This is a genomic window from Niallia sp. FSL W8-1348 (genome assembly GCF_038006745.1).
Lineage (GTDB): Bacteria > Bacillota > Bacilli > Bacillales > Cytobacillaceae > Niallia > Niallia alba.
The window spans coordinates 3,735,621-3,750,113 of the sequence record NZ_JBBOVV010000001.1; the positions used below are offsets into that span (position 1 = coordinate 3,735,621).

At 33.9% G+C, this 14,493-nt stretch carries 13 protein-coding genes; 8 read left to right on the top strand and 5 right to left on the bottom strand.

Features of this window, described 5'->3' with window-relative positions:
• Positions 1-397: 397 nt before the first annotated feature.
• A complete protein-coding gene (ade, locus tag NST60_RS17600) occupies positions 398-2,134 on the top strand; it encodes an adenine deaminase (RefSeq protein WP_341099621.1) in 1,737 nt (578 codons plus the stop codon).
• A 1,057-nt stretch (positions 2,135-3,191) separates the two neighbouring features.
• Here ade and NST60_RS17605 read toward each other — a convergent pair.
• From NST60_RS17605 to gsiB, 3 genes are all read right to left on the bottom strand, one after another.
• Positions 3,192-3,512 carry a hypothetical protein gene (locus NST60_RS17605; protein ID WP_016202357.1) on the bottom strand — a complete coding sequence of 107 codons (321 nt, stop codon included), beginning with the start codon at positions 3,510-3,512 and terminating at the stop codon, positions 3,192-3,194.
• The gene (locus tag NST60_RS17610) at positions 3,509-4,429 is read right to left on the bottom strand and encodes an HD-GYP domain-containing protein (RefSeq protein WP_101729192.1); all 921 of its coding nucleotides are present in this window, start codon (positions 4,427-4,429) and stop codon (positions 3,509-3,511) included. Before NST60_RS17610 ends, NST60_RS17605 begins: the two co-directional genes overlap by 4 nt.
• Positions 4,430-4,943: 514 nt before the next feature.
• The gene (gsiB, locus tag NST60_RS17615; RefSeq protein ID WP_016202355.1) at positions 4,944-5,315 is read right to left on the bottom strand and encodes a glucose starvation-inducible protein GsiB; all 372 of its coding nucleotides are present in this window, start codon (positions 5,313-5,315) and stop codon (positions 4,944-4,946) included.
• A gap of 126 nt (positions 5,316-5,441) precedes the next feature.
• On the opposite strand from gsiB, the gene NST60_RS17620 reads away from it, so the two are divergent.
• The 3 genes from NST60_RS17620 to NST60_RS17630 all read left to right on the top strand — a co-directional run bounded on the left by NST60_RS17620 (position 5,442) and on the right by NST60_RS17630 (position 7,917).
• Positions 5,442-5,810 (top strand): hypothetical protein, encoded by a 369-nt coding sequence (locus tag NST60_RS17620; protein ID WP_016202354.1) that lies wholly within the window; start codon positions 5,442-5,444, stop codon positions 5,808-5,810.
• Between the two features lie 196 nt (positions 5,811-6,006).
• A complete protein-coding gene (locus tag NST60_RS17625) occupies positions 6,007-6,678 on the top strand; it encodes a response regulator transcription factor (RefSeq protein WP_016202353.1) in 672 nt (223 codons plus the stop codon).
• A 15-nt stretch (positions 6,679-6,693) separates the two neighbouring features.
• Positions 6,694-7,917 (top strand): sensor histidine kinase, encoded by a 1,224-nt coding sequence (locus tag NST60_RS17630; RefSeq protein WP_016202352.1) that lies wholly within the window; start codon positions 6,694-6,696, stop codon positions 7,915-7,917.
• Between the two features lie 53 nt (positions 7,918-7,970).
• On the opposite strand, the gene NST60_RS17635 is transcribed toward NST60_RS17630, so the two are convergent.
• Together NST60_RS17635 and NST60_RS17640 are read right to left on the bottom strand one after the other, a co-directional pair.
• Positions 7,971-8,714 carry an NADPH-dependent oxidoreductase gene (locus tag NST60_RS17635; RefSeq protein ID WP_016202351.1) on the bottom strand — a complete coding sequence of 248 codons (744 nt, stop codon included), beginning with the start codon at positions 8,712-8,714 and terminating at the stop codon, positions 7,971-7,973.
• Between the two features lie 306 nt (positions 8,715-9,020).
• Positions 9,021-9,803: an SDR family oxidoreductase gene (locus NST60_RS17640; RefSeq protein WP_341099625.1), complete on the bottom strand. Its 783-nt coding sequence runs from the start codon at positions 9,801-9,803 to the stop codon at positions 9,021-9,023.
• A gap of 178 nt (positions 9,804-9,981) precedes the next feature.
• Between NST60_RS17640 and NST60_RS17645 the strand changes: the two genes are divergently transcribed.
• The 4 genes from NST60_RS17645 to NST60_RS17660 all read left to right on the top strand — a co-directional run bounded on the left by NST60_RS17645 (position 9,982) and on the right by NST60_RS17660 (position 14,434).
• Positions 9,982-10,977, top strand: coding sequence for a zinc-dependent alcohol dehydrogenase family protein (locus NST60_RS17645; RefSeq protein ID WP_016202349.1), 996 nt, complete (start codon positions 9,982-9,984; stop codon positions 10,975-10,977).
• Positions 10,978-11,061: 84 nt separating this feature from the next.
• A complete protein-coding gene (gene tlp, locus NST60_RS17650) occupies positions 11,062-11,295 on the top strand; it encodes a small acid-soluble spore protein Tlp (RefSeq protein ID WP_169189709.1) in 234 nt (77 codons plus the stop codon).
• Between the two features lie 243 nt (positions 11,296-11,538).
• The gene (locus NST60_RS17655) at positions 11,539-12,711 is read left to right on the top strand and encodes a beta-ketoacyl synthase N-terminal-like domain-containing protein (protein WP_341099626.1); all 1,173 of its coding nucleotides are present in this window, start codon (positions 11,539-11,541) and stop codon (positions 12,709-12,711) included.
• Between the two features lies 1 nt (position 12,712).
• Entirely contained in the window at positions 12,713-14,434 is a 1,722-nt protein-coding gene (locus NST60_RS17660) for an ATP-binding protein (RefSeq protein WP_016202346.1), read from the top strand.
• Positions 14,435-14,493 lie beyond the last annotated feature (59 nt).

A 14,493-nucleotide genomic window follows, 5' to 3' on the forward strand; every position in this document is an offset into this window, starting at 1 on the left:
TAAAATAATAAAAATATATTTAAGTAAGAGTTATCTTCATCCTAGCTTTCGTAAATAATGGCTCATTATACTATTCCTTATTGCCTTAAGTCTAAACGTTTTCAGAAAGTAGTAGTTCAAATTATGATAGCAAAATAATTTAATGGTGTAGATATGAAATAATTTACCCACTCTTAATGGGCAGTAAGCTACAGCTTAAGTTGCGAAAAATCGCAGAAGCTAGGTGTTAAACTCTCCCGTAAAGGCGCGATAAGTGTAACTAACTATCAGTGGGAAATGAGAAAAACCAAACTGATGGAAGTTTTCTTTATAGGATGTAACCTTCTATATTTTTTAGGAATGATTATATTATTTTATGAAGTTTGAATATTCAGAAATATAAAGGAGGTACTTATATTTGAGAGAGCAATTGGAAAAAAGAATTAGAATTTCTGCAAAAAAAGAAATTGCCGATATAGTGATTACCAACGCTAAAATTGTTAATGTGTTTACAGGCGAAATAATGGAAGGGGACTTAGCAATTGCTGATGATACAATAGCTGGTATTGGGCGTTATAAAGGAAAACAAATAATTGATGGTCAAGGAAAGTATATTGTTCCTGGTCTCATTGATGGACATGTCCATATAGAAAGCAGTATGCTTACCCCTCAGGAATTTGCGAAAATTCTACTTTTGCATGGTGTTACAACTGTTATCACAGATCCACATGAAATTGCAAATGTTGCGGGGGCGGCTGGAATTCAGTATATGTTAGATAAATCTGAAGAGCTTCCGTTAGATATTCGTGTAATGTTGCCATCTTGTGTTCCTGCTGTACCAGAGGACTCAAATGGTGCAACATTATATGCTAAGGATTTAGCGCCTTTTTATTCCCATGAAAGAGTACTAGGATTAGCAGAAGTTATGGATTTTCCCTCTGTTTTTGAAACGCAGACGGATATGATTGATAAACTAGTCCTGACAAAAAAACATAATCGCTTAATTGATGGGCATGCTGCAGGAATTGAAAGAGAGAAATTAAATGTTTATAGTGCGGCTGACATCCGGAATGACCATGAAGCGACAACATTACAAGAAGCAAAGGATCGGTTAGATTTAGGAATGTATCTGATGATTAGAGAAGGTACAGTGGCAAGAGATTTGAAGGCTTTGTTACCTGTTGTAACGTTGAGAAATTCACGTAGATGTTTGTTTGTAACAGATGATAAACTTGTAGATGATTTGGTGGAAGAGGGCAGTGTTGATCACAGTATACGCTTAGCAATAGAAGAAGGATTAGATCCGATTACAGCGATTCAGATGGCCACGATTAATGCTGCTGAATGTTTTAAACTAGATTCAATTGGAGCGGTATCTCCAGGCTATCGAGCTGATTTTCTACTTGTAGATAATCTTGAGAAATTAACCATTCACTCTGTTTTTAAAAATGGTCAATGTGTTGTAGAAAATGGAAAGTTAACAGATGAGAAATTTGTTAAACATCCTTATTTAGATGCTGAGTTACCTTCCATTAATTGTGCAGAAGTATCTTTAGAAGATTTAAAGCTTCCTTTAGCTTCTAACACATGTCATATCATCGAAATTATTCCCAATAGTATTGTTACAAAGGAAGTCATTGAAAAAGTAAACAGGCAAAATGGGTATTTTCAACCATCTATTGAAAAAGATCAATTAAAACTAGTAGTAGTGGAAAGACATCACCAAACTGGAAATGTAGGAAAAGCTATTGTAAAAGGATTCGGTTTTAAAAAAGGTGCAGTTGCTACAACCATTTCTCACGATTCACATAATATCGTTGCGGTAGGAACAAATGACGCTGATCTATTATTGGCCATTCATACATTACAGGACATAGATGGAGGAATTGCGGTTGTATCAGAAGGGATAGTAGTTGCTACATTGCCTTTACCGATAGCTGGCTTAATCTCGGATCAGGACTATTTAACGTTGTATGAGCAGTTAAAAATTTTGAATCATAATGTCAAAATTCTACAAGGGTATGATTCTTTTAATCCATTTTTAACATTATCCTTCTTATCATTAACTGTAATCCCAACCTTAAAATTAACGGATAAAGGATTATTTGACTTTTATGCTTTTTCTTATAAAGATATTGCTCTAGAGATTAAATAGTTTTTTATTTTTTAATCTTTTGTTCATTATTTGTTCATAATTATTCGTTATTCTATAAATAGGTTAAGAGTTTCCCCTCTTAAAATATATATTACCCGAAAGAAATTTCGGGCTTTTTTCATTTTTAATTTCCCTTTCCTCCATTAGTAGGAATTGTTAATAAGTAAATGAGATGTATGTTTAAAATTACTATATAAAGTGAATACTTTTATATAGGTATACAAATATACAAGGTAGACAAAGAACTTATAAGAAAAACAGGAATAATGAAAGCGTTTTCTGATATAATGAAGGTATAGATGATCTACTTACTAATAAGGAGTGGATAACGATGGAAGAACAAACAAACTTTTTTAATGGACTTAAATGGGGCGTTATTATTAGTATACCTTTATGGATTTCGTTTTTTGGTTGGATAAAATTATTAATTCATTTGGCTTAATAGAGAAGCTTCTTTAGAGTGTTAATTATATAAATAAAAAGAGGCTGGGACAAAACTAGATAGCCAATCTGTAAAGACGAACAATCTCTAATTTATCACTTAAATAAAGGTTCCTTTTATACAATGGTTATTTATGTTTTTAAATATAGTCAAGTGTAAAAACTAATTCGTTCCATTGCGCTACAGAAACTCGCTTTCCGCGGGGAGCAACCTAAGCCTCCTCGGCTAAAGCCTGTGGGGTCTTAGGTTTTGCTCTACTTCCCGCAGGAGTCGAGTGTCTTCCGCTCCATTCCACTCTGTTTTTAAAGGCAATTCCCTAAAAAATATTGTTTTTTTAGAAAAAATGAATTAGTAGGAAATATGGAGCAGCCTGAATACACGTAGACTCCTATGGGAGCTGCGAGAAAGTCCGAGACCCTGCAGGCCATAGGCCGAAGCGGCTCGGCGCTCGCCCCATGGAAAGCGAAGTGTATTCAGGCTGCGGATATTAACACTAACTGTACTGAAACAGCCTTTTATAAAACTAATAAAACCCGAACAATCATTTAGGATTATTTGATAGTTGTTCGGGTTTATCTATGACTGGAATACTTATTTCCCAGCCTCTTTTTATTCTTATGCTTGTGGTAGTGGAGGATCTATTCCTAAAACTTTCTCTCCATTAACGGTTAACCAAATATAGTAACGATCGATTTCTTTACCAAGGATCTTTTCGATTTTAGTAATTACTTTTTCTTGAACTTCAAAGGAAATTTGTGCAGTTTGTTCACCTAGAGGTACATTTTTAAGTCCAAGTGCATCTGCAATTTGTCTTGCTTGATCATAAGATACTTCGATATATTTGTCATACTCAGGTAAGTAAGCAGCTTCAGCAGGCTTTACTTGAAGTGACACAATTAATACTACAGCTAGTAAACTCCATACTAATTTTTTCATAAAATCTCTCCCTTTTCGTTTATGATTTTTTCTTTTAGTGCTATAAAAGTATCTACCACTAAGGGGTGATACATAGTACCCCGATTATTTAAGATTTCTTGAAATGCTTCTTCGGCAGCTTTGCCTTTTTTATATACTCTATCTGTTGTCATTGCATCGAAGGAATCGACGACTGATATAATGGCAGCTTCAATAGAAATCTCACTTTCTTTGAGACCTTTTGGATAACCTTTTCCATCATATCTCTCATGATGCTGTTCAACTATTAATCCAACTTCACAAAGAACAGGTATTTTTGTCTCTTCAAGTAAATCTCTACCAAATGTAGTATGTTTTTTCATAATGGCCCATTCATCTTCTGTTAATTTAGCGGGTTTTTGCAGAATTTCTAATGGAACTCGTACTTTGCCAACATCGTGAAAAAAAGAAGCCAAGTTTAATCTTGTAATCTGTTTTCTATTAAGATCTAATGCCTCTCCAACTAGCATGGAGTAGTGTTTAATTCTTTCACAATGATCTACTGTGTAACCATCCTTTTCTTCTATAGAAATCGCAAGTTCCATTAAATCTTTAGAACATTGACTATAATAATGAAAAACTGGTTGACTTGTTATATAAATAAATTCTGTAATTTCTTCTGCAGTAAAAATACTGTACTTTTTAATAGGGCTCTCAAAAAAAGCTTGTCCTGCTTTCATTTCAACAATATCTTCATCAGTTCGATGGGATAATTTCCCAGAGAGTATATAAAAATATTCAAAACCATCCCAATTATCTTCAGGAGTCATTGCCCAACTAGAACCAGGTTGTAATTTATGATAGATTACTTCGGTCCCATCTCCAGCAGCCATTAACGAAATTTGGAGACCTTTAAAATAAACGGTTTCTATAAACTCACCTGCATTAATGATGCCCACGATTTACTCCCTCTTCTCTTTATACAATAAAAATAGATTAATATAATCTATAAAAATTCAATTATAGTTATTTTAAATCATAAATAATGTTATTTTAATAGGTACATTAGATTATATTATATTCTATTGTTCAAAGGGGAATATTATCGAAATTTGTAAAACTTAACAAAAATATTGTATCAAAAGTTCTCTGGAAATAATAGCTTTAATTGTAAAAACCATTTGCTTAAATAATAAATATAGAATAATAGGTTAGCAGAGGGTAGGATAAGCAGAGGGAAAAGTAAGTTGTAGTGAAAAAAGAAATCTTTGAATTACGTTTACAAATAATGTATCATAAGAAGTAATAAATAGATGAAAAGGGCTAACCAAATACAAAGAATCGATCTTGTAAAGGTCAGCCCCTTATGGATTTTTAAATTAATTTTTATCTTTTACTTTTTGTTTTTTGGTGGAGTATCCACTTATTTGTTAACGTATTGGTATGTTTGAACAACGGACAGGTCTGTAGCCATTAATCGTTATCGTTACGAGAATTTCCGCCTTTTCGACCAATTTCTTGGTAAAATTCCTTGTCATGGTTTTCAGAGGTAGCCTGTCCACCTTTTTTACCAATCTCTTGGTAGAATTCCTTGTCGTGGTTTTCAGAAGTAGCTTCTCCACCCTTTTTACCGATTTCTTGGTAAAATTCCTTGTCATGGTTTTCAGAAGTAGCTTCTCCACCTTTTTTACCGATTTCTTGGTAGAATTCTTTGTCATGGTTTTCAGAAGTAGCCTGTCCACCTTTTTGTCCGATTTCCTGATAAAAATCCTTGTCGTGATTTTTAGAAGTAGCTTCTCCGCCTTTTCTACCTGCTTCTTCTCTGCTCATTTTGTTGTCTGCCATTTCTATCACTCCTATTAAAGATTTTTAATTAACGTTACATAGGTTATATAGCCGAATTCAAAGAGAATAAACATTAACATTTGTTTTTTTAAGTATAGTAAATATTGGTAAAGGGGAAATGTATGTATGATGGTTTCAAGAGAAAAATTTATGAAAGTGGTACAGTTTGCTGAAGAATTAGGTTGCAAAGTTGTATATGATTCGACAAAAAAAATAAGTTTTAATACGAAAATGTATATTACAGTTCCATATCAACTTACATTGGAAAATATCTATGCACTTGCCCATGAAATTGGTCATGTTATTGATTATGTAAATGGTGAATTAGAACATGATAAATGGCTGCATGATTGGTCTTACCGTGTAAATGCGGAGATGAGTGCATGGGTCCATGCTTATAAATTACTAGAGAAGAATGGTGTTTCGTTACATAATTGGCAAACGCATGTAAATGCTAAGCTAGCAAATTATTTTATTCTTCCAGAAGTAATCTAAGGTGAACGTAATAATGTCGGACTAATAGAGGTAAGAGGCAGTTATTCCATTTCCTTGTCCAAAAGGAAGGAAAACTGCCTTTTATTAAGAAAAAAGTGAAATTTAAGGTTAAATTAAGCAGTTATTATTAAAATAGAGATAATATATACTTTTGTAATGTTGTAAAAAATGGAGAAGAAAGTAAGGAGAACTTTCAATGAAATTACTAATTGTAGAAGACAATAAACTGTTACTTGATTCTTTAAAAACAATACTGGAAACAGAATATACAGTGGACACGGCAGATAATGGGGAAGATGGAATGTTTTTTGCGGAACAGAATATTTATGATTTAATCATCTTGGATGTGATGCTCCCATATGTTAACGGTTTTGATATTGTTAAACAGATTCGACAAGAGAAAATTAAAACACCAGTATTATTTTTAACTGCAAAAGATGCACTTGAAGACAGAGTGAAAGGGTTAGAATATGGAGGAGATGATTATCTCGTAAAACCATTTCAAACACCAGAACTTCAAGCACGCATTAAAGCTTTATTAAGAAGAAGTGGTTCTCTTGACCTGGATGAAGGTATCAAGTATAAGGGAATCGTCCTTACTGGGAAAGAAAATGATGTTTTGATTAATGAAGTTCCAATCAAATTAACAATAAAGCAGTATGATTTACTCGAATACCTTATTCAAAATAATGGAAAAATAGTAACGAAGGAGCAAATATTCGATCGAATATGGGGATTTGATTCAGATACGACCATTGCCATTGTGGAAGTGTTTATCCATCAAATTCGCAAAAAATTAGAACCTTTTGATTTTCATAAAGATATTCAAACTGTCCGAGGTGTAGGCTATATTTTGAAGGACTATTAAGGGGCAAATAGAAAAATGTTTCGTAAAACAAGAATCAGGCTAACTATATTAAATTCGATTGTCTTCATATTACTAATGGTTATAATAGGTTACACCATTTATCTATACACAGAAAAGCAAACATATCGTGAAGTTAATAATTCTCTTCTTAATGGAATAGAAGACTTGAAAAGAATGGGCGAAAGGGACGGTAGAGGACCGGTTCCCATGTTAGAGCCTAAATTAATGCTTATCCAATGGGGGACGAGTGGAGAAATCGAAGGGGCTTCGGAAAATTCATTTATTGATTATACAGCAGAACAAGAGTATTTAAAGCCAAGTTCTACTAATACATTAGAAAAGAAAACTTCTTCTGAAGGATATCATTTTCAAACGATATCCACTAAGTTAGAGGTTAATGGGGAAACAAAAACGATTCAAATAGTAAGAAATATTGATTCTGAAGAGAGCATGCTAGCTCAATTAATCATTATTATGTCTGTTGGAATAGGTGTTGGCAGCCTATTTGCAGTACTGGGAGGTTACTTTTTAGCAGGTAGAGCTTTAATCCCCATTCAACGATCGTGGGAGGCTCAACAACAATTTGTTTCGGATGCATCCCATGAACTAAGAACACCGCTAGCTGTTATTCAGTCCCGTACGGATGTGCTTTTTCAAAAACCTGAAGCTACAATCCAGGAAAGAGCATTTGACATATCTGTCATTTCGAAAGAAACAAGAAGATTGAGTAAACTTGTAACAAATTTATTGACATTGGCTCGATCAGATTCAAACCAAGCAGAAATAGTAAAAACACAATTTGCTGTAGAAGAAGTCATTCAAGAGGTTGTGGAACAATATGAAGATATTGCAGATTTTCAAGGGAAAAAAATCTATGCTTCTGTAAAAAACAAAATTTCATTTATTGGTGATAAGGAGAGAATTCATCAATTGCTTGTTATTCTGGTTGATAATAGTATGAAGTTTACAATGGAAGGGGGAGAGATTGAGCTTCGAGCCATTGAGCGAGCTAATTCAGTAGTCATTATGGTAAAGGATAATGGAATAGGTATACCTAAAGAAGAGATTTCAAAAATTTTCAATCGCTTCTATCAAGTAGAGCAATCGAGAACAGATCGAGAAGGGACAGGTTTAGGCCTTTCTATTGCGCAGTGGATCATTGAAAAACACGATGGTTCTATAAAAGTAGATAGTGCGTTAAATAAAGGGACCACTTTTGAAATAAATTTTCCAAAATAAAAATGCTGTTTCCAAGATGGTTATTCACCGGATTGGAAACAGCATTTTTTCTGCTAGATATGCATATCTTTCGCAAGGAATCCTTGTTGTTTAATCATTTTTGCATTACTTGGATAGTAGGATTTATTATAAAAGTTTGCAATTCGATCGGTCCAGCCTACTGGGGTTTCTCCTCGGTTCTTTAAGTATTCTTTATATGTATCGTTATAGTCTTCAATGAAAGGTTGTTGGTTTTTATCGTATTTTTCTTCTTGAAGAATACTTTTTAAGGGTAATCTAGGTTTTAAACCAGGGTCCTCATCAGGGTAACCAACACAAAGTCCAGCAATAGGAATGACATAGGTAGGAAGCTGTAAAAATTCAATGACTTGTAAGGAATTGCGACGAATACCCCCTATTGGAACAGTACCTAATCCGAGTGATTCAGCAGCAGTAATGGCATTTTGCATGGCAAGCCCAACATCAGTGGCTCCTATTAAAAGTGTATCAATATCTTCGATTGCTTTAAAATCCTTTCCTTCCATCTCACTAGCAAGTTTTGCTCGATAGAAATCTGCGCAAAAAACAAGAAAAGCAGGGGAGTTATCCACATGTTTTTGATTCCCACATAATTCTGCCAATCTTTTCTTTCTCGCTTCATCTCGAATAAGGATAGCCGTTACGTGCTGACCGTTCGTCCAAGAAGGGGCGGCTTGTGCTGCTTCCATAATCAATTGGAGTGTTTCGAAAGTTACTTCTTTATCCTGATAATTGCGGTAAGAACGATGGTTTTTCAATTGTTGTATTGTTTCATTCATGGATAGATTCTCCTTTTTTCGGTATTTTCTTTATCCCACTTTTAACAGGCAGTAAGACCCTCCTCTCAATCTGTGGAAAACCAAGGCAAGGAAGCTTAATGGGGGATAACCGCCCGTTAAGGTCTGATAAGTTAACCATCAGTGCAACCCCCACTGATGAAAGTTCTCTCTATTTTACCATACGATAGGGAGAATACTGCATTTAGTTGCTCTATCTACTCGCGTATAAAAATTAAAGGTAGATAGCAAATAGCTTTAATCCATAATAAACCCTACCAGATAATTGTCAGGTAGGGTCTATATTCTCTATAAAAGAGACTCTGCTCCATCAATATATACTTCTGTTCCAGTAATATGACTAGATAAATCAGAACTTAAAAAATATACTAAATCAGCCACTTGCTGTGCACTGCCTGATTGATGAGATAGTGGCTGGTTACCTTCCGGATATTCAACAGGGATGGCTATTTCTTCTAAGTGTTTTTCATCTTTAAAAGTATTCTTTTCTATATTTGTATCGATTGCACCTGGGCAGATCATATTCACTCGAATGTTGTATTGTGCTAATTCAAGTGCAGCCATTTTTCCAAAAGCTGCTTGACCAGCTTTAGAGGTACTGTAAGCAGACATTCCAAAGTTTTTAAAAATGCGATTCCCATTTATGCTACTTGTAATTATAATGCTTCCTCCATTGGTTTTCATAAAAGGAACACTATATTTAACCGTTAAAAATGTACTTTTTAAATTTTTTTCAATCGTATTATCCCACTCGGATGGTGTTAGATCTTCGATGGAAGAAACTGCTCCGTTAATTCCAGCATTAATAAAAACGGTATCTATTTGCTGCCATTTTTCAACTGTTTCATCAATAGCCTGTTGAATAGAAGTGGGCTCTGCAACATTTGCTTCCAGTGATATAGCTACTTGACCTTTATTATTAATCGTTGCTTTTACTTCTTCTAAATCATCAACATTTAAGTCTACTAATGCTACTTTCATGCCTTTGTCGGCAAGGGAGATGGCTGTAGCCTTTCCAATACCAGAAGCGGCTCCAGTTATAATGGCTACTTTATTTGCAAGGTCATTCATGTGTGGGTCCTCCTCGATAAATATCGATATTGATATTGTTAGTATGATAGCTATAAGATACTAATATCCCTTTTTAACGAAATAGAAACGTTTTATTAATTAAATGAGAAAAGGAATACGAAATTTTCGAAAAAATCGAACGGATTAGGTAATATGGAAATAAAGGAGATGAATGATGATGAAAGCGATGATAATAGAAACATTTGGTGATTCTTCCGTTTTTAAATTGAAAGAAATAGAATCACCGGATTTATTGCCAGGTCAAGTGAGAGTAAAGGTAAAAGCCACGAGTGTCAATCCAATTGATATTAAAGTGCGATCTGGAGCTGTACCAGCAGTTTCTCCAGCCTTTCCTGCCGTATTACATGGAGATGTAGCAGGTGTTATTGAAGAAGTGGGGGAGGGGGTTAAGTCCTTTCAAATAGGAGATGAAGTATATGGATGCGCAGGTGGTTTCAAAGGATTAGCAGGGGCATTGGCGGAATATATGATTGTGGATGCAAAGGTCCTAGCACATAAACCTCAGAATATTTCAATGGAAGAAGCTGCCGCAATCCCTCTAGTTGGCATAACGGCATGGGAGTCTTTATTTATCAAAGGTGGTTTAAAAGCAGGGAAGGATATTCTAATTCATGGCGGTACAGGAGGGGTGGGGCATATAGCTGTTCAGTTAGCTAGGTGGGCTGGAGCAACTGTTCATACAACGGTTTCATCCATGGAAAAACAAGCAATTGCAAGAGAATTGGGAGCTAATCATGTTATAAATTACCGAGAAACATCAGTTAAAGAATATGTGGGAAAATATACAGCTGGAAAAGGATTTCCGATTATTTTTGATACAGTTGGTGGTAGAAATTTAGATAATTCCTTTGAAGGTGCCGCTGTAAATGGAACAGTATTAACGATAGCTGCTAGATCTACACATGATCTAACTCCCTTACATTCGAAGGGACTCTCTTTCCATGTTACGTTTATGCTTCTTAAGCTGCTTGATGAAACAACTCGTTTTGAACATGGGGATATATTACGGAGTATTACTGCCGTAATAGAAGCAAATCGTTTAAAGCCACTACTAAATAAAAAAACGTTTTCCTTCGAGGACGTTGGAGAAGCACATGATTATTTAGAATCGGGTAAAGCTGTAGGAAAAGTTGTTCTTGTGAATAAATGGTAGTATGTGTTAATCAAGAAGCATTGCATAAAAAATTCAGTAGACATCCAAAATACCTACGTAGCATATTAAGAAGGAGGAATAATGATGAGCTTTCAAAAGCCCAATCCCGATGATCGTTCTGATAATGTAGAAAAATTACAGGACATGGTGCAAAACACAATCGAAAATATCGACAAAGCAGAAGAAACATTGGTTAATGCGAGTTCTGACGAAAAAGAAATGCTTCAGCAGAAAAACAAGCGAAGAGAAGCTGCAATTCAATCATTTAAAGAAGAGATTCAAGATGAGGCATCTGATAGAGAAAATGGCTATCAGTAATTAAAAATCAACATTTTTGTTAGTAGAAGGCTGGATACAAGGTTCTGACTTTATAAGCAGTTATTTAAGTTACTTCTTTTAAATTAGAAGAATTAGCAGATAATTGTCTTTGTAAGTTGGTTAAACTTTGGTGCAGCCTTTTTATTTGTGGCAATTTGGACATTTTCTCTTATTTTACTGATGTAAATCAATTTTCATAGTAAAATACATTATGTAAGGAATATTTTATAGGAGAATATATATATGAAATCGGTTATTACTGGCATGGGGATAATTGGCACAGGCTTTTCCAATATAATAGAATATACGACTGTACTTGAAAATAGTAAAAGTATGTTGAAACAGGAAGAATATGAAGGAAAATACATATATACAGGCAGAGTGCATGAAGAACAATTAAACAAGTTAAGCAGGAAACAAGAAAAAATGTCTAAACTTGTTCGTATGATACTCCAAGCATGTAAAGAAGCAGTTGAACAAGCAGATATAAGTGTTAGAGATTATCGAACAGCAGTAATTGTCGGTTCTTCAGGTGGAGGCTTAGCAGAAATAAGTAAAGCTACTATTTCTTCAGAAAAAGGAAAAAGGATATCTCCTTATATGATTGGAAATATGAATGCTAATTCTTTATCTTCAAGTATTAGTGCTGAGTTGCAATTAAATGGTATGTCTTTATTATTAGCGAATAGTTGTACATCTGGAATAGATGCACTAAATTTAGCAAGAATATTAATCGAATCAAATCAAATAGATGTTTGTATAGTCGGTGCTAGTGATGAACCGATTTGTGATACCGTTATAAAAGGTTTTCTTCCGCTTCGTGTCTTACAAGCAGGAGACAATCCTTTGCCAATATTTGGACCGTTTTCTGGGGGGAGAGGTTTTTCGATTTCAGAAGGAGCTGGAGTATTAATTGTGGAAAGTGAACAAATAGCAATTCAGCGTAATGCTTCCATATTGGGAATAGTAGAGGAGACGAGTGTAACACAGGATGCTATTTCTCCTTATCAGTCAGATTCAACAGGATTGCTAATGGAAAAAGCGGTTGCTGAATGTATAAAGGAAAATATGCCAACTTACATAAATAGTCAGGCTTTAGGAATAATGGAAAATGACCATATTGAAGTAGGGGTTTATAAGCAGTTTTTTGCAAACTCTAATATACCTATTACTTCGATTAAGGGCACGGTTGGTCACCCAATGGGGGTAGCGCCTCTTTTTCAAATAATTGCATCATTAATAAGTATAAGTAAAAGCTTTATTCCACCAACGATAAGCGAAGAAATAAATGATTATTATCATGATTATCCAATAGTTACAAGCGTAATGGAACAAGATGTTGATCGTGTTTTAATAACGGCACATGGATACGGAGGAAATAATGGGTGCGCAATGATAGCAAAAGGAGGAGTATAATATGGAAGCTATATTATTATTGATGGTTTCGTTAGTTCCGCTCATTATTTCTGTGACGATCATTTTTTACTCACAGTCTCAATTAACGAAGGCCTTATCTCTTTTCTTATTTATGCTATCCTTTTGGCAAATGGATATTGCTGTATTATATGCAGGAGATTTTTTGAGCCAGGATACAATTGAACTTTTATTTAAAATATTACGAATTGGAACCATTTGTATAATGCCAGTAATGTATTATTTTTCTTATTATTTAGTAAGTGAAAATATAGAATTTAAACGATTCAGAGTTTTATTTAATAAGCCGTTTTTATACGTTTTAATATTCTATAGTTTATTCGCTTATTTTATAAATTTTACAAGTCTTGGCATTAAGGATTTTGTGGTGATGGAAGGAAGTTTGCTTTCATCTGAATATGTTCTACCAATTTATGGTGAATGGAATATATTATTCATTCTTAATATTGTCTTATTATATTTAAACACTATTATTTTATTGATAATCTCATTTAAAATAAGGGATCCAATTTATAAAAGTTTTTATATGAAATTTGTCATTGCTGTTTTAATCATCTATATAAATGGTGTATTTAGTGGTTTCATTTTTATTCCACTGTTTTTCTCGAGTTTTAATTCTTTAATAGCGGCAGTTATTTTATTTTTAAGCTTTTTCCAAATGCAATCAACACATTTGAATAGTATGAATGCAGAACTGTCGAGGCAGAGTGAATTATTAGAAGCCATCATGGATATAAATCCTAATTATTTATTAGTTAAGAATGGGAAGGAACAGATAGTGAAGATGAATCCTTCTTTCTTACATCTATTATCGTTAGAAAACAAGAATTGGTTGGGTCGTCCGTTTTCTTATATTACAGATCGTATTAATATGGTAACAGAGAAACCACATCGCTATGTAGACAGTAGAGGGAAAAACTATTTTCTTATTTGGGGAAAAAAAGAACTTATACATAGTACTGGGGAAGAATATCATATCTATTTTGGTCATGATATCACTGAGCAGAAGCAAAATGAACAACTAATGATTTCTTCTGAGAAATTAAAAGTAGTAGGGGAGATGGCAGCTAGTGTTGCCCATGAAATTCGAAATCCATTGACTACCATCAGAGGTTTTATTCAGCTTCTAAAGGAAAAAAATGATGCTTCTGGTTATGAAACTATTTTACTTGATGAAATTGATCGAATTAATGAAGTCTTAAAGGAATTGCTTATACTAAGTAAACCTGAAGCGAAAGAAAATGAAAATAATAACCTTCCTGTAACAAAGGCATTTTTAGAATTGAAAAATATAAAAGTTTTATTTCAGGCTGTGGCTAATGAACAAAATAAAGAGATTATTGTAGAAAATAGAGAGGAACGAGAATTAATTGCTTCCATTGATAACTCGCAGTTTAAACAAGTATTATTAAACATATTAAAAAATAGCATTGAGGCGATTTCACCTCAAACTGGCAAAGTAAAGGTTATTCTTGATCAAAAAGAGACTCATTGTCGAATTAGAATAGTTGATAATGGAGATGGAATAAGTAAAGAGAGGCTAGCTAGAATAGGAGAGCCTTACTATACAAGCAAAGAAAAAGGAACTGGAATAGGTTTAACTATATGCCTGAAGCTTCTTAAACAAAATAACGGAGACATGATAGTAAAAAGCAAAGAGGGTTGGGGAACAGCCGTAACTATTATATTGCCATGTATTCAATAAATTTAATCGATTAAATGTGAATTTGAGGTATCAAGAAGGTAAAATATAATAAAAAAGAG

What these genes read in the sequence shown, in the direction of transcription:
- NST60_RS17640 (WP_341099625.1), bottom strand. Translation starts at nt 9,803, where the DNA reads ATGAATGACCTTGCAAATAAAGTAGCCATTATAACTGGAGCCGCTTCT.
- tlp (WP_169189709.1), top strand. Translation starts at nt 11,062, where the DNA reads ATGAGCTTTCAAAAGCCCAATCCCGATGATCGTTCTGATAATGTAGAA.
- NST60_RS17620 (WP_016202354.1), top strand. Translation starts at nt 5,442, where the DNA reads ATGATGGTTTCAAGAGAAAAATTTATGAAAGTGGTACAGTTTGCTGAA.
- NST60_RS17655 (WP_341099626.1), top strand. Translation starts at nt 11,539, where the DNA reads ATGAAATCGGTTATTACTGGCATGGGGATAATTGGCACAGGCTTTTCC.
- gsiB (WP_016202355.1), bottom strand. Translation starts at nt 5,315, where the DNA reads ATGGCAGACAACAAAATGAGCAGAGAAGAAGCAGGTAGAAAAGGCGGA.
- NST60_RS17630 (WP_016202352.1), top strand. Translation starts at nt 6,694, where the DNA reads ATGTTTCGTAAAACAAGAATCAGGCTAACTATATTAAATTCGATTGTC.
- NST60_RS17635 (WP_016202351.1), bottom strand. Translation starts at nt 8,714, where the DNA reads ATGAATGAAACAATACAACAATTGAAAAACCATCGTTCTTACCGCAAT.
- NST60_RS17625 (WP_016202353.1), top strand. Translation starts at nt 6,007, where the DNA reads ATGAAATTACTAATTGTAGAAGACAATAAACTGTTACTTGATTCTTTA.
- NST60_RS17605 (WP_016202357.1), bottom strand. Translation starts at nt 3,512, where the DNA reads ATGAAAAAATTAGTATGGAGTTTACTAGCTGTAGTATTAATTGTGTCA.
- NST60_RS17660 (WP_016202346.1), top strand. Translation starts at nt 12,713, where the DNA reads ATGGAAGCTATATTATTATTGATGGTTTCGTTAGTTCCGCTCATTATT.
- NST60_RS17645 (WP_016202349.1), top strand. Translation starts at nt 9,982, where the DNA reads ATGAAAGCGATGATAATAGAAACATTTGGTGATTCTTCCGTTTTTAAA.